The sequence below is a fragment of the Pseudomonas sp. RGM2987 genome (genome assembly GCF_022952855.1).
Taxonomy (GTDB): domain Bacteria; phylum Pseudomonadota; class Gammaproteobacteria; order Pseudomonadales; family Pseudomonadaceae; genus Aquipseudomonas.
The window spans coordinates 1-20202 of record NZ_JALJDX010000203.1; the positions used below are offsets into that span (position 1 = coordinate 1).

General features: G+C 63.9%; 17 protein-coding genes and 3 pseudogenes. All 20 read right to left on the bottom strand.

Annotated features, from left to right (window positions below):
* Window positions 1-69: 69 nt before the first annotated feature.
* The 20 genes and pseudogenes from RGM2987_RS16365 to cbiE all read right to left on the bottom strand — a co-directional run bounded on the left by RGM2987_RS16365 (window position 70) and on the right by cbiE (window position 19946).
* Window positions 70-921, bottom strand: a complete 852-nt coding sequence (locus RGM2987_RS16365; protein WP_245143094.1) for an urease accessory protein UreD — start codon at window positions 919-921, stop codon at window positions 70-72.
* A gap of 30 nt (window positions 922-951) precedes the next feature.
* On the bottom strand, window positions 952-1650 hold the full coding sequence (urtE, locus tag RGM2987_RS16370) for an urea ABC transporter ATP-binding subunit UrtE (RefSeq protein WP_245143096.1): 699 nt from the start codon (window positions 1648-1650) through the stop codon (window positions 952-954).
* 131 nt (window positions 1651-1781) lie between these two features.
* Window positions 1782-2651, bottom strand: coding sequence for an urea ABC transporter ATP-binding protein UrtD (urtD, locus tag RGM2987_RS16375; RefSeq protein WP_245143099.1), 870 nt, complete (start codon window positions 2649-2651; stop codon window positions 1782-1784).
* Window positions 2648-3727, bottom strand: coding sequence for an urea ABC transporter permease subunit UrtC (urtC, locus tag RGM2987_RS16380; RefSeq protein WP_245143101.1), 1080 nt, complete (start codon window positions 3725-3727; stop codon window positions 2648-2650). The genes urtD and urtC overlap by 4 nt, the downstream gene beginning before the upstream one ends.
* Window positions 3727-5229, bottom strand: coding sequence for an urea ABC transporter permease subunit UrtB (gene urtB, locus RGM2987_RS16385; RefSeq protein WP_245143103.1), 1503 nt, complete (start codon window positions 5227-5229; stop codon window positions 3727-3729). Before urtB ends, urtC begins: the two co-directional genes overlap by 1 nt.
* A gap of 181 nt (window positions 5230-5410) precedes the next feature.
* Window positions 5411-6676 (bottom strand): urea ABC transporter substrate-binding protein, encoded by a 1266-nt coding sequence (gene urtA, locus RGM2987_RS16390; protein ID WP_245143106.1) that lies wholly within the window; start codon window positions 6674-6676, stop codon window positions 5411-5413.
* Between the two features lie 378 nt (window positions 6677-7054).
* Window positions 7055-8065, bottom strand: a complete 1011-nt coding sequence (locus RGM2987_RS16395; RefSeq protein ID WP_245143108.1) for an iron ABC transporter permease — start codon at window positions 8063-8065, stop codon at window positions 7055-7057.
* Window positions 8062-9009 carry an ABC transporter substrate-binding protein gene (locus RGM2987_RS16400; RefSeq protein ID WP_245143110.1) on the bottom strand — a complete coding sequence of 316 codons (948 nt, stop codon included), beginning with the start codon at window positions 9007-9009 and terminating at the stop codon, window positions 8062-8064. Before RGM2987_RS16400 ends, RGM2987_RS16395 begins: the two co-directional genes overlap by 4 nt.
* On the bottom strand, window positions 9006-9794 hold the full coding sequence (locus tag RGM2987_RS16405) for an ABC transporter ATP-binding protein (protein WP_245143113.1): 789 nt from the start codon (window positions 9792-9794) through the stop codon (window positions 9006-9008). Before RGM2987_RS16405 ends, RGM2987_RS16400 begins: the two co-directional genes overlap by 4 nt.
* A gap of 203 nt (window positions 9795-9997) precedes the next feature.
* Window positions 9998-11377 (bottom strand): PepSY domain-containing protein, encoded by a 1380-nt coding sequence (locus RGM2987_RS16410; protein ID WP_245143117.1) that lies wholly within the window; start codon window positions 11375-11377, stop codon window positions 9998-10000.
* Between the two features lie 197 nt (window positions 11378-11574).
* Window positions 11575-13701, bottom strand: a complete 2127-nt coding sequence (locus tag RGM2987_RS16415; protein ID WP_245143120.1) for a TonB-dependent copper receptor — start codon at window positions 13699-13701, stop codon at window positions 11575-11577.
* An 83-nt stretch (window positions 13702-13784) separates the two neighbouring features.
* Window positions 13785-14189, bottom strand: coding sequence for a DUF2946 domain-containing protein (locus RGM2987_RS16420; protein ID WP_245143122.1), 405 nt, complete (start codon window positions 14187-14189; stop codon window positions 13785-13787).
* Between the two features lie 57 nt (window positions 14190-14246).
* Window positions 14247-14726: a copper chaperone PCu(A)C gene (locus RGM2987_RS16425; protein ID WP_245143125.1), complete on the bottom strand. Its 480-nt coding sequence runs from the start codon at window positions 14724-14726 to the stop codon at window positions 14247-14249.
* Window positions 14727-14771: 45 nt separating this feature from the next.
* Window positions 14772-15170: a DUF2946 domain-containing protein gene (locus RGM2987_RS16430; protein ID WP_245143128.1), complete on the bottom strand. Its 399-nt coding sequence runs from the start codon at window positions 15168-15170 to the stop codon at window positions 14772-14774.
* A 413-nt stretch (window positions 15171-15583) separates the two neighbouring features.
* Window positions 15584-15745, bottom strand: a pseudogene (locus RGM2987_RS16435) (transcriptional regulator); the annotation flags it as partial.
* A 207-nt stretch (window positions 15746-15952) separates the two neighbouring features.
* Window positions 15953-16108 (bottom strand): annotated as a pseudogene (locus RGM2987_RS16440) (transcriptional regulator); the annotation flags it as partial.
* Window positions 16109-16184: 76 nt separating this feature from the next.
* Window positions 16185-16548 (bottom strand): annotated as a pseudogene (locus tag RGM2987_RS16445) (DUF6124 family protein).
* 377 nt (window positions 16549-16925) lie between these two features.
* Window positions 16926-17648, bottom strand: a complete 723-nt coding sequence (locus RGM2987_RS16450; protein WP_245143130.1) for a cobalt-precorrin-6A reductase — start codon at window positions 17646-17648, stop codon at window positions 16926-16928.
* Entirely contained in the window at window positions 17645-18742 is a 1098-nt protein-coding gene (locus tag RGM2987_RS16455; protein WP_245143133.1) for a cobalt-precorrin-5B (C(1))-methyltransferase, read from the bottom strand. Before RGM2987_RS16455 ends, RGM2987_RS16450 begins: the two co-directional genes overlap by 4 nt.
* A complete protein-coding gene (gene cbiE, locus RGM2987_RS16460) occupies window positions 18735-19946 on the bottom strand; it encodes a precorrin-6y C5,15-methyltransferase (decarboxylating) subunit CbiE (RefSeq protein WP_245143135.1) in 1212 nt (403 codons plus the stop codon). Before cbiE ends, RGM2987_RS16455 begins: the two co-directional genes overlap by 8 nt.
* Between the last annotated feature and the right edge of the window lie 256 nt (window positions 19947-20202).

Here is a 20202-nt window from a genome sequence, read left to right on the forward strand (position 1 = left end):
TTAAATTCATGTTTTATGTGGGCGGACGTGCCGCCTTCGCGAGCAAGCCCGCTCCCACAGGAAAGCAATTCAGGTGCTCCAGATTCGTGGGGGTACGGCCTGTCGTCCCAGCAACGCCGGGCGCAGCAAACGCCACAATTCAATCAACCACCCCCGCGCCAGCAACGCCTCGCTCGCCAGGCACCGAGCGACCACCAGACCAGGCAACTGCGTCAGGTCACCCCGCACGGCATGGCCCAGGGATCGGCATCGTTCCAGCAGCTCGCTGTCGATCTCGCCGGTCACCAGCAAGGTGGCGAACACCGGGTCGCCGCCCAGGCCGATTGGCGAGTCGAGCAGCCCGTCACCGCCGACAATGCGCTGGCGCTCATGCCACAGCAACCGGCCGTCGCGGCGAATGTCCAGCCGCGACTGGAAATGCCCGAGGTCAAAGCGTTCGCCGCTGGCCGGTCGGCCCAGGGCAACCACATCCCAATAGAGCAGCCGCCCATCGCCTTGCAGGTCGATGCGGGTGCTGAGTTCGGCCTGGGCCGCGCTGAAGACGATGGTTTCCTGGGGCAGCCATTCCAGGGTCGCGCCAGGTGCGACGTGCAAGGTCAATTGCTGGTACGCCGGGCCGCCGGCGCGATACCACTTGGCCGCGCCAGGGCTGGTCAGCTGCGCCCAGGCGCCAGGGCCGACATTGGCCGAAATATCCAGGCGGTCGCCGCCGGCAATCCCGCCCGGTGGGTGGACGATGATGTGCTGACACACCTCGGGCCCTTCGGCGTACAAGTGCTTCTGCACCCGCAATGGGCCTTTATGGCGGCGCTGTACCGGGCGGGTACAGTCGCCGAACCGTGCGTAGCCGAGCTCCAGCTCTGCGTGCCAGCTGGGGGTGAACAGCGCCGCCGGCGCCAGTGGGAAGACAGGTAGATTCATGAGTTCTGATTATTATCGGGACACTACAGACTAGATCGTAACCAGTCCGCGCACACCCTCGGCTTCCATATTTTCTCCGCGCCCTTGTTGCACGATCTCACCCCGGGACATCACCAGGTATTGATCGGCCAGCTCGGCGGCGAAGTCGTAGAACTGCTCCACCAGCAAAATCGCCATGTCGCCCCGGGCCGCCAGTTTCTTGATGACGGCGCCGATCTCCTTGATCACCGACGGCTGGATGCCCTCGGTGGGTTCGTCGAGGATCAGCAGCCGCGGTCGGCTCGCCAGCGCCCGGCCAATCGCCAGTTGCTGTTGCTGGCCGCCGGACAAGTCACCGCCACGACGCTGTTTCATCTGCAGCAGCACCGGGAACAATTCATAGATAAACGCCGGTACTTCTTTGGCCTCCGACCCCGGGAAACGCGACAGGCCCATCAGCAGGTTTTCTTCCACGCTCAGCCGCCCGAAAATCTCCCGGCCCTGGGGCACATAGGCGATGCCGGCATGCACCCGTTGGTGCGGCTTGAACGCGGTGATCGGCTGGCCTTCCCAGTTCACCACGCCTTCCTTGGCCGGCAACAGGCCCATCAGGCACTTGAGCAGGGTGGTCTTGCCCACGCCATTGCGCCCCAACAGGCACGTCACTTCGCCGACCTTCACGTCGAACGACAGGCCCCGCAGGATGTGGCTACCGCCGTAGTATTGGTGCAGCTTGTCGACTTGTAGCATGACTTGATTTCTCCTCAATCCCTGTAGGAGCGGGCTTGCTCGCGAAGAGGCCGGCACATCCGACATCATGGTTGGCTGGCACACCGCCTTCGCGAGCAAGCCCGCTCCCACAGGGGGAATGTGTTCACAGGCTACCGACCGAGATACACCTCGATCACCCGCTCATTGTCCTGCACCTGCGCCAGCGACCCTTCGGCCAGCACGCTGCCTTGGTGCAGCACGGTGACGTGGTCGGCAATCGCGCCGACGAAGCCCATGTCGTGTTCCACCACCATCAGCGAGTGCTTGCCCGCCAGGGATTTGAACAGCTCGGCGGTGAAGTCGGTCTCGGCGTCGGTCATGCCGGCCACCGGTTCGTCCAGCAGCAACAGTTGCGGGTCCTGCACCAGCAGCATGCCGATCTCCAGGAACTGCTTCTGGCCGTGAGACAGCAGCCCGGCGGCGCGATTGACCGAGGTGGTGAGGCGGATGGTTTCCAGCACTTCGCTGATGCGATCGTGCTGCTCGCCGCTCAGTCTGGCCCGCAGGCTGGCCCACACCGACTTGTCGGTCTTGAGCGCCAGCTCCAGGTTCTCGAACACGCTCAGGGCTTCGAACACCGTGGGTTTCTGGAACTTGCGGCCGATGCCGGCCTGGGCAATCTGCACCTCGCTCATGCTGGTCAGGTCCAGGGTTTCGCCGAACCAGGCCTTGCCGTGGCTGGGGCGAGTCTTGCCGGTGATCACGTCCATCAGCGTGGTCTTGCCCGCGCCGTTGGGGCCGATGATGCAGCGCAGCTCGCCGACGCCGATGTACAGGTTCAGGTCGTTCAGGGCCTTGAAGCCGTCGAAGCTGACGCTGATATCTTCCAGGGTCAGGATCGTGCCGTGGCGGGTGTTCAAGCCAATGCCTGCGGCTTGGCCGAGGCCGATGGCGTCGCGGCTGCTGCCGGCATCCTTGTTGGGTTCCGGCGGAAAGAACGCGGGTTCGAGCATGAATTCGGCGGTGGGTGTGATTCTCATTGTTCACCTCTTTTCTTCAGCAGACCGATCACGCCCTTGGGCAGGTACAGGGTCACGACGATGAACAGCGCACCGAGGAAGAACAGCCAGTACTCAGGAAAGGCCACGGTGAACCAGCTCTTCATGCCATTGACCACGCCGGCGCCCAGCAGCGGCCCGATCAAGGTGCCACGCCCGCCGAGGGCCACCCATACGGCGGCTTCGATGGAGTTGGTCGGCGACATCTCGCTGGGGTTGATGATGCCCACTTGCGGCACATACAACGCGCCGGCCAAGCCGCACAGCACCGCGCTCAGTACCCAGACGAACAGCTTGAAGCCACGCGGGTCGTAGCCGCAGAACATCAGCCGGTTTTCCGCGTCGCGCACGGCGGTCAGTACCCGACCGAACTTGCTGCGGGCCAGTCGCCAGCCGAGTAACAGGCTTGCCACCAACAGCAGCACCGTGGCCAGGAACAGCACGGCCCGGGTGCCCGGCTCGGTGATGCCGAAACCCAGGATCGAACGAAAATTGGTGAAGCCGTTGTTGCCACCAAACCCGGTTTCGTTGCGGAAGAACAGCAACATGCCGGCGAAGGTCAGGGCCTGGGTCATGATCGAGAAATACACGCCCTTGATCCGCGAGCGGAAGGCAAAGAAGCCGAACACCAGCGCCAGCAAGCCGGGCGCCAGCACCACCAGGGCCAATGCCCAGAGGAAACTGTCGGTGCCGGTCCAGTACCAAGGCAATTCGGTCCACGACAGGAAGGTCATGAACGCCGGCAGGCCATCGCCGGCCGCCTGGCGCATCAGGTACATGCCCATGGCATAGCCACCCAGGGCGAAGAACAGGCCGTGCCCCAGGGAGAGCAGGCCGGCGTAACCCCAGACCAGGTCCAGCGCCAGGGCCACGATGGCGTAGCAAAGGATCTTGCCCACCAGGGTCAGGGTATAGGCCGAGACTTGTAGCGGGTTGTCCGCCGACAACAGCGACAGCAACGGCAGGATCAGCAGCACGGCGAGCACCAGTGCGCCGACCGCCAGGGTGACTTTGGGACCGGCCTTTTGCGTGGCCGTGACGATCAGGGGCTGGTTCATCAGTCGATTACCCGTCCTTTGAGCGCGAAGAGGCCTTGCGGACGCTTCTGGATGAACAGAATGATCAACGCCAGGATCAGGATCTTGCCGAGCACGGCGCCGATCTGCGGTTCGAGGATCTTGTTGGCGATGCCCAGGCCGAAGGCTGCGTAGACACTACCGGCCAGTTGACCGACGCCGCCCAGCACCACCACCAGGAATGAATCGATGATGTAGCTCTGGCCGAGGTCCGGGCCAACGTTGCCGATCTGGCTCAGGGCCACGCCGCCGAGCCCGGCGATCCCCGAACCGAGGCCGAAGGCGAGCATGTCGACGCGGCCGGTGGGCACGCCGCAGCAGGCCGCCATGTTGCGATTCTGGGTCACGGCGCGCACGTTCAGGCCCAGGCGCGTCTTGTTCAACAACAGCCACGTCAGCACCACCACGAACAGTGCAAAGGCGATGATCACGATGCGGTTGTACGGCAGCACCAGGTTCGGCAATACCTGGATCCCGCCCGACAGCCAGGCCGGGTTGGCGACTTCGACGTTCTGCGCGCCGAACACCAGGCGCACCAATTGGATCAGCATCAGGCTGATGCCCCAGGTGGCAAGCAGGGTTTCCAGCGGACGGCCATAGAGATGGCGGATCACCGTGCGTTCCAGGGCCATGCCGATGGCGGCGGTGATGAAAAACGCCACCGGCAGCGCGACCAGCGGATAGAACTCGATGGCGTCGGGGGCGAAGCGCTGGAACAGCATCTGCACCACATAAGTGGAATAGGCGCCGAGCATCAGCATTTCGCCATGGGCCATGTTGATCACCCCCAGCAGACCGAAGGTGATCGCCAACCCGAGGGCAGCGAGCAGCAGAATCGAGCCCAGGGACATGCCGCTGAAGGCCTGGCCGAGCAACTCGCCGACCAGCAGCTTGCGCTTGACCTGGCCGAGGCTGGTTTCGGCGGCGGTGCGTACGTTGGCATCGGTTTCGACGCCGGGCTCCAGCAGGCCCTCGAGGCGGGTGCGGGCCAGCGGGTCGCCGGTTTCACCCAGCAGGCGGACGGCGGCCAGACGCACGCTGGGGTTGGTATCCACCAGTTGCAGGTTAGCCAGGGCCAGGCTCAGGGCGGCATGCACCGCTTCGTCCTGTTCGCCGGCCAACTGCCGGTCGAGGAAGGTCAACTGGGCCGGGCGCGCGCTTTTTTGCAATTGCTGGGCGGCGCTCAGGCGCAGGCCCGCGTCACTGGCGAGCAGTTGATGGCTGGCGAGGGCGGTTTCGATCAGCCCGCGCAGACGGTTGTTCAGGCGCAGGGTCTTGGGTTGGCCGTCGACGGTCAACTGGCCTTGCTGCAAGGCGTTGATCAGCTCCACACGCCCAGGTTCGGGCTGCGCGGCCCAGTCTTCCAGAAGCCTGGCCTGCTGGGTCGGGTTGGCGGCGACGAAGTCTTCGGCGTCGCCGGCGTGGGCGGCCACTGGCAATAGCATCACCAGGGCGAGGATAAGACGGTAAAGGGCAGTGGGCATATGTCAGGCCTTGCGCGGTCTTTCTTTTGTGGGAGCGGGCTTGCTCGCGAAAGCGTCGGGACAGTCAACATTGATATTGATTGACCCACCGCCTTCGCGAGCAAGTCGGATCGCCGCACCGCCGCTCCCACAAGGGAGTTGTGTTGGCTTAAGCGCCGTGCTCAAGCCGACACCCATGGGCTCAGTTACCCTTCACCGCATAGTCGGGCTTCTTGTCGTTGCCGGCGATGAATGGGCTCCACGGTTGGGCGCGGATCGGGCCTTCGGTCTGCCAGACCACGTTGAACTGACCGTCGGCCTGGATCTCGCCGATCATCACTGGCTTGTGCAGGTGGTGGTTGGTCTTGTCCATGGTCAGGGTGTAGCCCGACGGCGCGGCGAAGGTCTGGCCGGCCAGGGCTTCGCGGACTTTGTCGACGTCGGTGGACTTGGCTTTCTCCGCCGCTTGCGCCCACATGTGGATACCCACGTAGGTGGCTTCCATCGGGTCGTTGGTCACCGCTTTATCGGCGCCCGGCAGGTTCTTGGCTTTGGCGTAGGCTTTCCAGGCGTCGACGAATTTCTTGTTCGCCGGGTTATCCACCGACTCGAAGTAGTTCCAGGCCGCCAGGTTGCCCACCAGCGGCTTGGTGTCGATGCCGCGCAGCTCTTCTTCGCCCACCGAGAACGCCACCACCGGAACGTCGGTGGCTTTCAGGCCCTGGTTCGCCAGCTCCTTATAGAACGGCACGTTGGAGTCGCCGTTGACCGTGGAGATGACTGCGGTCTTGCCGCCGGCCGAGAACTTCTTGATGCTCGCCACGATGGTCTGGTAGTCGCTGTGGCCGAACGGCGTGTAGACCTCTTCGATGTCCTTGTCCGCCACGCCTTTGGAGTGCAGGAACGAGCGCAGGATCTTGTTGGTGGTGCGCGGGTAGACGTAGTCGGTGCCCAGCAGGAAGTAGCGCTTGGCGCTGCCGCCTTCCTCACTCATCAGGTATTCCACCGCCGGAATCGCCTGCTGGTTCGGCGCCGCGCCGGTGTAGAACACGTTCGGCGACATCTCTTCGCCTTCGTATTGCACCGGGTAGAACAGCAGGCCGTTGAGTTCTTCGAACACCGGCAGCACCGATTTGCGCGACACTGAGGTCCAGCAGCCGAACACTACCGCGACCTTGTCCTGGGTCAGCAACTGCCGGCCCTTCTCGGCGAACAGCGGCCAGTTCGACGCCGGGTCCACGACCACCGCTTCGAGCTTCTTGCCGTTGACCCCGCCCTTGGCGTTGATCTCGTCGATGGTCATCAGGGCCATGTCCTTGAGGGACGTCTCGGAGATCGCCATGGTGCCGGACAGCGAATGCAGGATGCCGACCTTGATGGTCTCGGCGGCCTGGACGGTCCAGGCCATGCCCATCGCGGCAATGCTTGCCGAGAGTGTAAAAGCCTTGATCAAGCTACGACGCTTCATTGTGCGATCTCCGTGGACTTTATGAGTTTTCTTGGTTGGCAGATGCAGACGCTGAAGGAGGCTTTTGCAAGGGGTGTGCCCGGTTGGGGGGAGGCGAGGAAACAGGGAGTTGGTAGGGTTAGGAAAAACGCGGGTGCACCATGAGCGGTCGCATAATGAGGATTGGTGCGAGGAAATGCGCTAGATTGGAGCGCGGGGTTGAAGCCTTGGCCATGACTCTGCTTGTGAATACAGACCTGTGGCGAGGGAGCTTGCTCCCGCTGGGCTGCGAAGCAGTCCCCATTTGGCAGGTCATCAGCGATTGCCTCAGAACTCAGAATCCGGGGGCGCTTCGCACCCCAGCGGAGCAAGCTCCCTCGCCACGGTTGGCGTCAGCCTTTATCGGCGGCGCATCAAGCCGATGAAGAACAGACCGCCGATGGCTGCGGTGGCGACGCCAATCGGCAAATCTTCCGGCGCAATCAAGGTCCGGGCGGCGACATCCACCCAGATCAGGAACAGGCTGCCCAGCAGCACGCAGGCCGGCAGCAACCGACGATGCTCGGCGCCTACCAGGCGTCGGGCTATGTGCGGCACCATCAGCCCGACGAAGCCGATCGAGCCGCTGATGGACACCAGCACGCCGGTCATCAGCGAGGCGATCAGGAAGATCCACAAGCGCACTTTCGCCGCGTTCAGGCCCAGGGTCACGGCGGTCTGCTCGCCGGCCATCAACGCGTTCAGCGGCCGCGCCATGCCCAGCAGCAACACCAGCCCCAGCAGTACGCTGATGGCCGGCACCGCCAGCAGTTCCCAGCGCGCCAGGCCCAGGCCGCCGAGCATCCAGAACATCACCGCCGAGCTGGCGCGGTGATCACCCAGGAACAGCAGCAGGTTGGCCGCCGCCATCATCACGAACGACACCGCCACGCCGCACAACAACAGGCGATCACTTTCCAGGCGACCCTGGCGACTGGCAATCGCCAGCACCAGCAACATGCTCAACAGCGCGCCGACGAAGGCAGCGAGGGGCAGGGTCAGCAGGCCGACGATTTCACCGACATGCAGCACCACGATGACCGCGCCCAGGGTTGCGCCGGACGTGACCCCCAGCAGGTGCGGATCGGCCAGCGGATTGCGCGTGACCGCTTGCAGCACCGCCCCGATCAATGCCAGCCCTGCGCCCACCAGGGCCCCGAGCAGCAGGCGCGGCACGCGGATTAGCCAGACGATGTGCTCCTGACCGGGCGTCCAGTGGACGTCGCCGATACCCAAAGCCTTGTTCAGCAGGATGTCCCAGACCACGGCCACCGGCACCCGCGCCGGGCCGAAGCCCAGGGACACCACGCACGACACCAGCATCAGCGTGCCGAGCAGCACCAGCAGCGCGCCATAGCGACGATCGTTCATGGACGGTGAAAACCCTTCGCCAGGGTTTGCACCGCCAGCACGTTATCGATCCCCGGCGTGGCCTGGACGTAGGGGATCACGATGAAGCGTCGGTGCTTGATCGCGTCCACCGATTGCAGGGCCGGGTTGTCCAGCAGGAACTGCTGCTTCTGCTCGGCACTGACTTCACCGTAGTCGACGATCACGATGACCTGGGGATAGCGTTCTACCACGTTCTCCCAATTGACCCGGGTCCAGCTGGTTTCCACGTCGTCGAGAATGTTGCGCCCGCCGGCCGCGTCGATCAGCGCCTGGGGCATGCCCAGGCGGCCAGAGGTCATGGCCCGGTCTTCGCCGCTGTCGTACAGGAACACCCGAGGTCGATCAGCAGGCAGCTGCTTGCGGACCTCGGCCACTTGGGCCTGCATCGTCGCGATCAGTGCCTCGGCGCGATCCTGCACGTCGAAGATTTTCCCCAGGTTGCGCAGGTCGTTGTAAGTGTCTTCCAGCGAGGCCGCCGGGCGTTTCATCACGAAGGCGCAGGACTCGGTCAGTTCATACACGTTGATGCCCAGCGGTTGCAGGGTCTGTGGCGTCAGGTCGCCGCCCACGCGCATGCCGTAGTCCCAACCGGCAAAGAAGAAATCCACATTGGCATTGAGCAGGGTTTCCACCGACGGGTACTTGGCCGCCAGCTCCGGCAGACCGTCGAGAATCTGCGCCATCTCGGGCGTCACCGATTTCCAGCCGCTGATGCCGCTGTAGCCGACCATGCGTGGCTTGAGCCCCAGGGCGAGCATCATCTGGGTCATGTTGATGTCATGGCTGACCGCGTGCCGGGGTGCCTGGTTGAACTGCACCTGGCGGTTGCAACTCTGGATCGTCAGCGGATAGCGGGTGGCCTCGGCCAGGGCCTGGGCGCTGCCCAGCAGCAGGGGCAGGAGCAGCAGAAAACGCAAAGTCATGGTTGGGTTATCCAGGTGATTCGGGGGTAGCCGGACAGCGGATGCTCGTCCACCAGCGCCCGCACGCCGAACACCTCACGCAACAGCTCGGCGGTGAGGACATCCCGGGGCGTGCCGCTGGCAACGATGCGTCCGTGTTCGATCACATACAGCCGGTCGCAGAACGCGGCGGCCAGGTTCAGGTCGTGGAGGCTGGCGAGGGTGCCGATGCCCAGGCCCTTGATCAGTTGCAGCAATTGCAGTTGATAGTGCGGGTCGAGGTGGTTGGTCGGCTCATCGAGGATCAGCAGCCGGGGCTGCTGGGCCAGGGCGCGAGCCAGGATCACCCGTTGTTTTTCACCGCCCGACAGCGTGGCGAAGGCATGCTCGCCGAAGCCTTCAAGGCCTGCCGCCGCCAGTGCCTGAATCACCAGGCGCCGGTCGTCAGGGGTGTCGGTGTCGAACAAACCTTTGTGCGGCGTGCGGCCCATGGCGACGACTTCTTCCACTGTCAGGCCAAAGGCCTCGGGAAACTCTTGCAGCACCACGGCGATGCGTTGCGCGCACCAGCGTGACGACTGTTTCCACACATTGTGATGCTCGAATTTCACCTCGCCACGTTCCGGCCGGCTGAAGCGATAGGCGCAGCGCAACAGGCTGGTCTTGCCGCTGCCATTGGGCCCGATCAACCCGACGAACTCCCCGTCCGCCACCTGCAACGTGACGTCACGCAGCTGGAACTGGTGATGGCAATGCCCGTGGCCCAGGGGTGTCCAGGCGAGGTGGGAGAGGGTGAGCGAGGTCATTTGTACACTCGAAGTCTTCGGATCGACACACAGTCCCCATTGTGGGAGCGGGCTTGCTCGCGAAGGCGTCGGCACATCCGACATTGATGTGACAGACACACCGCTTTCGCGAGCAAGCCCGCTCCCACAATTGACCTGTGTACAGCTTGGATAGCGGACGCGATTGTAGAGGCTTCGCGCCGCTTGCCGTTAACTCACCGTGTTCAACTTGAAGATGAAGCCACCTCAGGCTGGCGATTGAGTCGGGTGACGAGCCGGTCCAGCAGCCACACCACCAGCAGCGACGCGCCCACCAGCGGGAACACCACCGCCAGGGCGAGCATGATGAACACACCGCCCTTCCAGGTCGGCAGGTCATGGCGCAGCGGCGGTACGCCGAACTTGCCCTGGGGCCGGCGCTTCCACCAGATCACCAGGCCACTGACGGCGCTGAGCAGGATCATCAGGCAGATCAGCAGGACGATGATCTGGTTCAAAGGGCCGAACATCTTGCCCTCGTGCAGCATCACCCCGGTTTCTGTGGCGCGGGCCACCATGCTGTAATGCTCCCAGCGCACGTCCGCCAGGACCTTGCCGGTGTACTGGTCCACATGCAGGGTTGCGTCGTTGCGCGGGTCATCGGCAAACACGGCGATGGTGAACACGCCGCTGGCGGTGGCCGGCAGGGTGATGCTGTAGCCGGCTTCGACGTTGCGCTGGGTGGCGATATCTTGCACCGCTTGCAGGCTGACGATCGGGGCCGCCGGACCCTCGTGGGCGCCGCCGTGGGCCATGTGTTCGGCGTGGTCGCCGGACATCGGCATCGGCGTGTTTTCCATGGCCCAGGGCACGGTCTGGCGGTGGGCGTTGTTGAGGCTGCCGGCCTCGACGTCGGATTTGGGCACGTCGTTCCACATCGCCGCCGGGAAGCGGTTCCAGAGGTCGGCGTATTGCTTGCCCCAGAAGCCGGTCCAAGTCATGCCGCTGAGCAGCATCACCAGCAGGAACGCTGCGCCCCAGAAACCGACCACCACGTGCAGGTCGCGCCACAGCAACCGACCGCGAGCGCGCCAGCGAGGCCAGAGCACCCCGGCTGTCGATTGTCCGCGTGGCCACCACAGGTACAGCCCCGACACCACCAGCACCACGCCCCAGCCAGCGGCCATCTCCACCAGGCGGTCGCCGACCGTACCGATGAGCAGCTCGCCGTGAATCGCCCGGGCCATGGCTTGCAGGTTGTTTTTCGCATCCTGCTCGCCCAGGACGTCGCCATGGTACGGGTCGATGAACACGTTCAATTCCCGGCCCTTGTCGATCACGACAAACTGCGCGCTGCGCTCGGCGTTGACCGGCGGCAGGTACTGCTTGACCTTGCCTTCGGGGTAGGCCTGGCGCACCTGCTTGAGCAGGTCGTCCGCCGCCAGGCTGTGGTGCCCGGCGGGTACGTTCAGCAGGCTGCCGTACATCAATGGGTCGAGTTGTGGCTTGAACAGATAGATGATGCCGGTCAGGGCCAGCATCACCATGAACGGCGCGACGAACAGCCCGGCATAAAAATGCCAGCGCCAGGCCAGGTTGTAGAAATTCGGTTTCGGTTGGCTCATCGAGAAGCGCTCCGCTTGGCAAATTGGGTTTGTATGTCGTGAGGCAGCACACTGTTCTGTGGCGAGGGAGCTTGCTCCCGCTGGACTGCGCAGCAGTCCTGGTTTTTTTGGTCGCTACGCCCGAGACGTCGGACCGACCGAGCGGGAGCAAGCTCCCTCGCCACAGGGTCAGGTGCCAGGCCTTGCCTGTAATGTTGTTAGAAACTCATATCCACCTTCGTCCAGAGCGTGCGCCCCGGTTCGTTGATGGCTTGCGGGTCGTTTGCCGGGTAGCCGAACCCGGCATTGCCGGCCAGGTTCAGGTGTTCGGCGTAGGCTTTGCCGAACAGGTTGTCGACGCCGCTGCTGACCTTCCAATTCGGGTTGATGCGGTACGCGCCATTGAGGGAGAACACGCCGAAACCCGAGCTTTTGCCGTAGTCCTTGCCCACCACGTTGCCCTTGTTTTCATCGATGCGATGCTGGGCGGCCACCACCCGCCACAGGGCTCCGGCGCTCCAGCGGTCTGCGCTGTAGGTCAGGCCCAGGCGGGCGTCCAGCGGTGGCATCTGCGCCAGGGCCGTGCCATCGCTGATGTTCTTGCCCCAGGCATAGGCCAGGGTCGCATCGGCTTTCCAGCGCTCGGTCAGTTTGTAGGCCGCGCCCAGTTCTCCGCCCATGATCCGCGCATCGATGTTCTCGGCCCGCGAAGTGCTGCCCATCATGCCGGGGGTGTAGTCGAACAGGATGTAGTCGCGGACCTGGCCGACATACCCCGACGCCCAGGCTTCGAGGGCATCGGTCTTGTATTGCAGGCCGAAGTCGAGCTGGGTGGTTTTCTCCGGCTTGATCGAGTCGAAGGCGTTCAATGAACCGCTGGGGCCGGCGTTCGGCGAGAACAGCTCCCAGTAATCCGGGAAGCGCTGCGCGTGGCCCAGCCCTGCGTACAACGTGGTCGGGCTGTCGGCCAGATCGCGTTCATAACGTACGAAGCCGCTTGGCAGTGTGTCGGCGCGGGTGTCGTCGGCGGTGGGGTTGGGGCGGGCCGACATGCCGGAACCGACAGTCTGTCGGTAGTCCCTGGCGGAGGCACGGTCGAGCCGGGCTCCGGTGATCAGCCGGTCGCGGTCGGCGGCGTACCAGGTCAGTTCGCTGAACACGCCGTAGTTGTGGAAATCGGCGTCCTTGGTCCGGGGCAGGTCCTTGTAGGTGTCGATGCCCATGCTGCTGCGCTGGCGATGCTCGTTGGTCTGGGCGTCCAGGCCGCTGATCAACTGCACGTCGGCCCAGCGCCAGGTGGCCTTGATCCGTGCACCGAGGGTCCGGCGGTCGACGTTGGAGGCCATGGGCCCGGCCATCATCCCGGTGCCGGACGGCGTGCGCAGGGTGTAGTTGTCCATCACATGGTCGGCGTAGTTGTAATAGACCTGGGCTTCGACCTTATCCAACACCTCGCCGAGGTTCGAGCGTTCGAAACGCAGCCCGAGGCTCTCGCGCTTGAACTGCGCGCCGTCCATGCCGCGCCCGGCGTATCGCGCCTCTCCGTCGCCCTTGCCGGCGGTCAGTTCCAGCAGGGTGTCGGCGTCCGGCGTCCAGCCGAGCGTGACGTCGCCGTTCCACTTCTCGTAGCGCGACGGCACCGTGTCGTTATTGCCGTCACGGTAGTCGTCGGAGTGGGCGGTGTTGCCGATCACTCGCACATAGCCCAGCGGCCCGCCGGCGGCGGCATCCAGCACTTTGTCAAAGCGACCGTTGGAACCGGCCAGCACGCTGGCGTTGACCCGGGTGCCGAGTTCGCCGAACTGCTCCGGCTCGCGGTCGAACAGGATGGTCCCGGCCGATGAGCCGGGGCCCCAGAGTACGGTTTGCGGGCCCTTGATGACGGTGAGTTTGTCGTAGGTCTCCGGCGAGATGTAGGACGTTGGCGCGTCCATCCGCCCGGGACAGGCGCCCAGCAGCATGCTGCCATTGGTGAGGATATTCAGCCGCGAGCCGAACATGCCCCGCAGCACCGGGTCGCCGTTGGTGCCGCCGTTGCGCACCAGGGCAAAGCCGGGAATGGTCTTGAGGTAGTCACCGCCGTCACTGGCCGGGACCGGCTGGCGCGGGTCCTTGGGGTTGGTGACGACCGTCAGCGGTGAGCTGGGGGCGATGGCGGTAATGACCGTCGGGCTCAGTTCTTCGACCTGGCCTTCGTGATGGTCGTGCTCATCGGCCAGTACATGGGGTGTGAGCAGCAGGCCGCACAGCGCGGCGACCGTATGGCGAAAACGAACCCGTGGCTCGTTCGTGGGGCAGCGAACCTGGGCAGAGCCCAAAGCGATGCCGGCAGAAAACCTGGACATGATGATTCCATCGAACAGACGTAAACGACACGGTCGGGCAGCCTGAGGCTGTCTTGTGCGACCGGGTGAGGTAAGTGTCGGGCTTACGCGTCGAGAGGTGGGGCGCGGGTGCGGGCACCCGGGAAGAATGACGGACGGGCATGGCCCAGCCGTGGAGAAGGGGTAGTAAAGCTGTTGGCTGGTGGTGTGTCGAAAGCGGCGAACGTCTGGCCGCCAGGCAAGGCCGGGCAGTTGAACAGCAGGCTGCAATAGCCGCATTTTTCCCACAGTGCATGGTGCTCGCTCTGGGGCCGGCAATGTTCGGCTGTGGGGGCTCTATGGTCGCCATGGGCACTTGCCGACATGTCCATATCCATGTCCATTGGCATGGACATGTTCATGGCCGGCGACATGCGCTGATCCATCGGCATCGACTGAGAAATCAGTGGACCGATAAAGATCATCAGCATGGCGAACAGGCTGATCCAGCTACCGCGCGCCAGGCTCATGGGCGGGCTACGGGGTACGGACAGTCTGCTGTGGAACGACTTCACGGGCGGCTAGGCTTACTGTGCGTGCACGTGGGTCTTGGTGCCGTCGGGGGCTTTTTTCTGCACCGCCACATCAACGACGACGTCCCCGGCTTTCTCGAAATGCAAGGTCATGGGAAAGCGTTTGCCATCGCTCAGCAGGCTGCGGTCCTTCAGGTCCAACAGCATCACGTGATAGGCCATCGGCGCGAAGGTCACGGTGGCGCCCGGGGAAATATCCACCACCGGCACCGGTTGCATCTTCATCAGGTCATCTTGCTTTACATGCTCATGAAGCTCGGCCTTGCCGGCAATCGGCGAGTCGACACTAAGTAGCCGGTCGGCGCTGGAGCCGGCGTTATGGATCACGAAATACGCGGCGACCGTCGGCGCGTTCGGCGGCAGTTCCTGGGACCACGGGTGGGCGATCTCAAGCTCGCCTGCCTTGTATTGGTGAGCCTGGGCGAAGCCGATGGGCAGCAGCAGGGCGGCCAGCAGGATGAGTCTGTTCAACATGACAATTCTCCGAAACGATTCAAGGCGCAGGTTTTGCGGGAAGAATCAGGCCAGAGGCGAGGCGCGGGGGTTGAGACTTGGCCATTGCTGGCGTGGCGTGGGGTTGTCGATCGATGGCGGGGCGACGCCTTGGTGGGCCAGTCGTGCATCCAGGGACAGCTGTGGCGTATGACCGGCCAGCGCCACCAGCGCGGCTGAACCGGCGCAGCACCAGCAATGCTGCATGTTGGAGTGATCGTCTTGCTGCGGTGCGCTCTGCTCGAGCTTGCCGAGGGAAACCGCCACCCTCTTCGTGCCGCCCGAAGAACAGAAGCTGCCCCACAACAGCTGCTCCGCCGGAGCAGTTGCCCTTGCGGCTGCGCTACCGGAAAGCGGCATGGCAAGCATGTTGAACAGCACTGCGAAGCAGGCGATCCAGGCAAATGCAAGCCGTTGTCGGGACATGGGCGAATCCGCTCGGTTGGGCGATCAGGTGGCGGTATTTAGCCTGATCGGGGGGTAGAAGTAAAAAAGCCACGTGCGGTGTAGGGTCGCAGGGCTTGGGTTAACAGTAGCAATAGATTGTCGGGTGCGTACTGGTGCGGCGCGCAAGCTTACCCCTGCTGCGAGGTGAAAAGGCCGGGAACCTGATACATGGTTTTGCGAACGGCACATGAAGTCCCGTGGCGAGGGAGCTTGCTCCCGCTGGGCCGGGCTGGCGCTCCAGCGCGAGCGGCCCCAAAACTGCAACTGTGGTGTGTCAGCAATAGGGTGCTCATCCTCTTGGGACTGCTACGCAGTCCAGCGGGAGCAAGCTCCCTCGCCACAGGGATTTTCGGTCAGTCGATATTTGGTTGTTCGAAGTCGGGATCGTAGACCATTCGTGTCATGCGCTCTGCCCGGGCGATGTCGTTAAGGGCCGCTCGAATCAACACACCGTCGCCGTTGTCCTCTTCGAAGCAAGCGTCCAGATAAGCCGTCATTTCCTCAGGCGTCTTGAGATACGTGGCTGCATCGAAGCGTGAGAATTTTTTGATCATGCTTGACTCTCATTGCGGACTTCATCTGCCATCTGTCTGGCATCTGAGATCTCTGTGGCGAGGGAGCTTGCTCCCGCTGGGCCGGGCTGGCGCTCCAGCGCGAGCGGCCCCAAAACTGCATCTGTGGTGTGTCAGCAGTAGGGTGCTCGTCCTCTTGGGACTGCTACGCAGCCCAGCGGGAGCAAGCTCCCTCGCCACAGGGTATTAGGTGGGATTGAAGAGAAAGCGAAGGATCATCCTCGCCATCGCCTGCTCCCCGTTCAAAAACAGGGCTACGGCTTCATCCATCAGAATCTGGGTGAACTCAGGATCACGCGCAGCGCGTTCGGCAATCGTGTGTTTGTAGCTTCGTGTGAGGGCCATCCAGTTACCTTTTAAATGACAGCACCACAAAGGGGCCGGGCTTGATCAGTCGATGCCGATCAAGCCCGGTGCGTTTTTATCGTTTTTCCACGACATCCAATGCCCGATTCGCCAGCAATTGACCCAGCTCGATCATCTGTTGGACTGCCAGCGCAATATGGCGTCGGGAGCCATTCAGGTCGAATAGCAGATCACTGACTATTGCATTGGCCGAGGCCAGGGTTTCGCTGAGGTTGGCGAGCAGGCATTCGGCATCGACGTCAGGAGCGATGATGAAAAGGGTGTCGGGCGTGTCGCGCGCTTCATTTGTCGGCTGGCGGCTTGAGGTAGTAATCCAAGGCGCGTGTGGCTGCTGCTTCGTCGAGCTTTTTAGCGTTATCCGACTGGGGGCGGGAAGTTTGCTCGTCTTTGGTTGGTGGATTCGGTGTGATCTTGAACATTGCTGGATACTCCATGTTATGGAGCCGCAACGGTTTCGCGACTAAACGAATGGGTGGCGGCTGTACGCAGGTTAGTCGACCGGGGAGTCCAGCATACCGGCGCGCCCGAGGGCGCCCTGCGCACAACCACCATCGAGTGCAGGATGACTACCTGACTGGACGGAGCTTATGACCAGCTGAAGACCACGGGCGACTAAACCCGATCACTGATGGGCAGTGACGGGGATCAAGTTACTGAGGGATCCCAAGGCGCACAAGCCGGCGGATTCTGGCGTAGTTGTAGGCAGCGGCGCAAGGTTGCGTAGCCTGGTTCGTAGTTCTGACGGACGAAATTGTAGGGCTGTGCGGGGTTTCTAAACATCACGACAAAAACGCCGTTAGATCAGATTCCCCAACGCAAACAACACCTCGCTAACTCCCCCCAACTCCCGATCGACAGCCGGCAACACCGGCCGCTTCAACACCAGCACCGGTACCCCAAGCTCTCGGGCCACTTCCAGCTTCGGCTCGGTGGCGGTGCTGCCGCTGTTCTTGCTGACCAGCACATCGATCTGCCGCCGCTGGAACAGCTCGCGTTCGTCTTCGCGGTGGAACGGTCCGCGGGCGCCGATGACTTCGCAGCGTTCGTTGCCGGGGTAAACGTCCAGGGCGCGTAGGGTCCAGAATTGCCCGGGGGGAATTTCGTGCAGATGTTGCAGCGGCTCGCGGCCAAGGGTGAACAGGGGGCGACGGTAGGGTTTCAGGGCCTGGGTCAGTTCGGCCCAGTCGGCGACTTCGCGCCAGTCATCGCCGGTTTGGGGCTGCCACGCCGGGCGACGCAGGGCCCAGCACGGGATGGCGCAGGCACGGGCTGCCTGGGCGGCGTTGTGGCTGATCTGCGCGGCGTAGGGGTGCGTCGCGTCCAGCAGCAGGTCGATGCCTTGCTCGCGGATGAATTGCGCAAGCCCGTCAGCGCCACCGTAGCCGCCCACGCGGACCTGGCAGGTCAAGTCCGTCGGGACGCGACCGATGCCCGCCAGGCTGTAGATATGTTGCGGTCCAAGCGTGCGGGCGATGGCCAGGGCTTCGGTGACGCCGCCCAACAACAGGATACGTTTCATTCCAGTGATCCTGCGTGGCCGACGATCCCGCCCTGGCGGTCGATGGCGAAGACTTCGACCTGGACCTGAGGCGGCACGACGCTGCGGGCGAAGGCCAGGGCGTGCTCGCACACCGCGTCACCGAGGGCGATGCCGGCGGCGCTGGCTAATGCGAGGGCTTGCTGGCTGGTATTGGCGTCGCGGATCTGCTGTTGCAGGGCCGCATCGGCGCCGATTGCCGCCGCCCAGTTGGCCAGTTGCGGCAGATCGATGCTGGAATGACGGCTGTGCAGGTCCATGTGGCCGGCGGCGAGTTTGCTGATTTTGCCAAAGCCGCCACACAGGCTGAGTTTGTCCACCGGGACCTTGCGCAGATGCTTGAGCACGGCACCGACGAAGTCGCCCATTTCAATCAGGGCGATTTCCGGCAGGTTGTAGACCCTGCGCATGGTGTCTTCGCTGGCGTTGCCGGTGCAGGCGGCGATGTGCAGGTAGCCGTTGGTTTTCGCCACATCAATGCCCTGGTGGATGGACGCGATGTAGGCCGCGCAGGAAAACGGCCGGACGATGCCACTGGTGCCCAGGATCGACAGACCACCGAGGATGCCCAGCCGCGGGTTCATGGTTTTCAGCGCCAGGGCCTCGCCGCCCTCGACGTTGACCGTGACCTCGAAACCGCCGGCATAGCCGGTTTCAGCGGCCAGTCGGGCCAAGTGATCGCCGATCATTTTGCGTGGGACCGGGTTGATCGCCGGTTCACCGACATTCAGCACCAACCCCGGTCGGGTCACGGTGCCCACGCCGCGTCCGGCGATGAAGCGCACCCCAGGTCCGGCGGTCAACCGCACGTGTGAAAACAGCAGGGCGCCGTGGGTCACGTCCGGGTCATCGCCGGCGTCCTTGATCGTCCCGGCCTCGGCGCCATGCTCGGTACGTCGACAGAACTCCAGGCGCATCTGCACCTGCTTGCCCTTGGGCAGGACGATTTCCACGGCATCGGCGTCGATGCCGCACAGCAGTAGCCGGGCCGCCGCCAGGCTGGTGGCCGTGGCGCAGCTGCCGGTGGTCAGGCCGCTGCGCAGCGGCGCGGGCTGTTCGGCGGTTTCGTCACGCATCGCCAGGCTTCGTCAGGTCCAGCAAGGTAATCGGCAGGGCCTGGCGCCAGGTGTCAAACTCGCCCAATGGCTGGGCCTGGGCGATGTGAATCCGGGTCAGTTCGCCGCCGTGCCGTTCGCGCCAGTGCATGAGCGTCATCTCGCTTTGCAGGGTCACGGCGTTCGCCACGAGTCGGCCACCGGGCTTGAGCCGGGCCCAGCAGCTATCGAGCACGCCTTCGCGGGTGACGCCGCCACCGATGAACACGGCGTCCGGTGGCTCCAGATCGTCCAGTGCCTGTGGAGCCTTGCCGCGGATCAGTTGCAGGCCGGGCACGCCGAGGCTGTCGCGGTTACGCTCGATCAGGGCTTGGCGGCCTTCATCGGCTTCAATCGCCAGGGCCCGGCAGCTGGGGTGGGCGCGCATCCATTCGATGCCGATGGAGCCGCTGCCGGCGCCGACGTCCCACAGCAGCTCGCCGGGCGTCGGCGCGAGACGGGCCAGGGTGATGGCCCGCACGTCACGCTTGGTCAACTGGCCGTCATGCTCGAATGCGCTGTCCGGCAAGCCGGCCAGGCGTGACAGACGAGGCGTCGAGGGATCGGCCCGGCATTCGACGGCGATCAGGTTGAGGTCCGCAACGGCCGGGTCGGACCATTGCGCGGCGCAGCCTTCGATCCGCCGTTCCGCGCCACCGCCCAAGTGTTCCAGGACTGTCATGGCGCTGGGGCCGAACCCACGCTCGCGCAACAGTGTCGCCACGGCGGCCGGGCTGCTGCGGTCATTGCTCAGCAACAGCAGCCTGACGCCGGTGGATAAGTGGGCATTGAGCACGGCCAGGGGGCGCGCTACCAGTGACAGGATAGTCACATCCTGCAACGGCCAACCCATGCGCGCCGCCGCCAGCGAACAGGACGATGGGGCAGGGATGACCAGCATCTGGTCGCCCGGAATCTGTTTAGCGAGACTGGCGCCCACGCCGTAGAACATCGGATCGCCGCTCGCCAGCACGCACACCGCCTCGCCCCGGCGCGCCAACAGCGGCTCCAGGGAAAACGGACTGGGCCACAGCTCCCGTTCGCCGCGAATACACAGCGGCAACAGGGCCAATTGCCGGGTGCTGCCGATAATGTGCGACGCCCGCAGCAAAGCATGCCGGGCGGTGCGGCCCAGGCCCTTGAAGCCGTCTTCGCCGATGCCCACTACGGTCAACCAGGGCGTCATCTGTGTTCCTCGACTGGATCTGTGTGGTTGGCAGGCTGTGATGCCCTCTAACCGGGTGGGCATCATACCGTGAGTGTTTGGTTAAGGCTGCGTCCGATCCCGCATCAACGGTTCAGGCAGACCGCCATCGCGAGCAGGCTAGCTCCCACAATTGGATCGCAGTACAACCGGGAGAGATAGGCCGGCTGTCAGGTCGTCTTCGCGAGCAAGCCCGCTCCCACAGGACTCAGGTATAGCCGGTAAAGTCAGGCCGGCC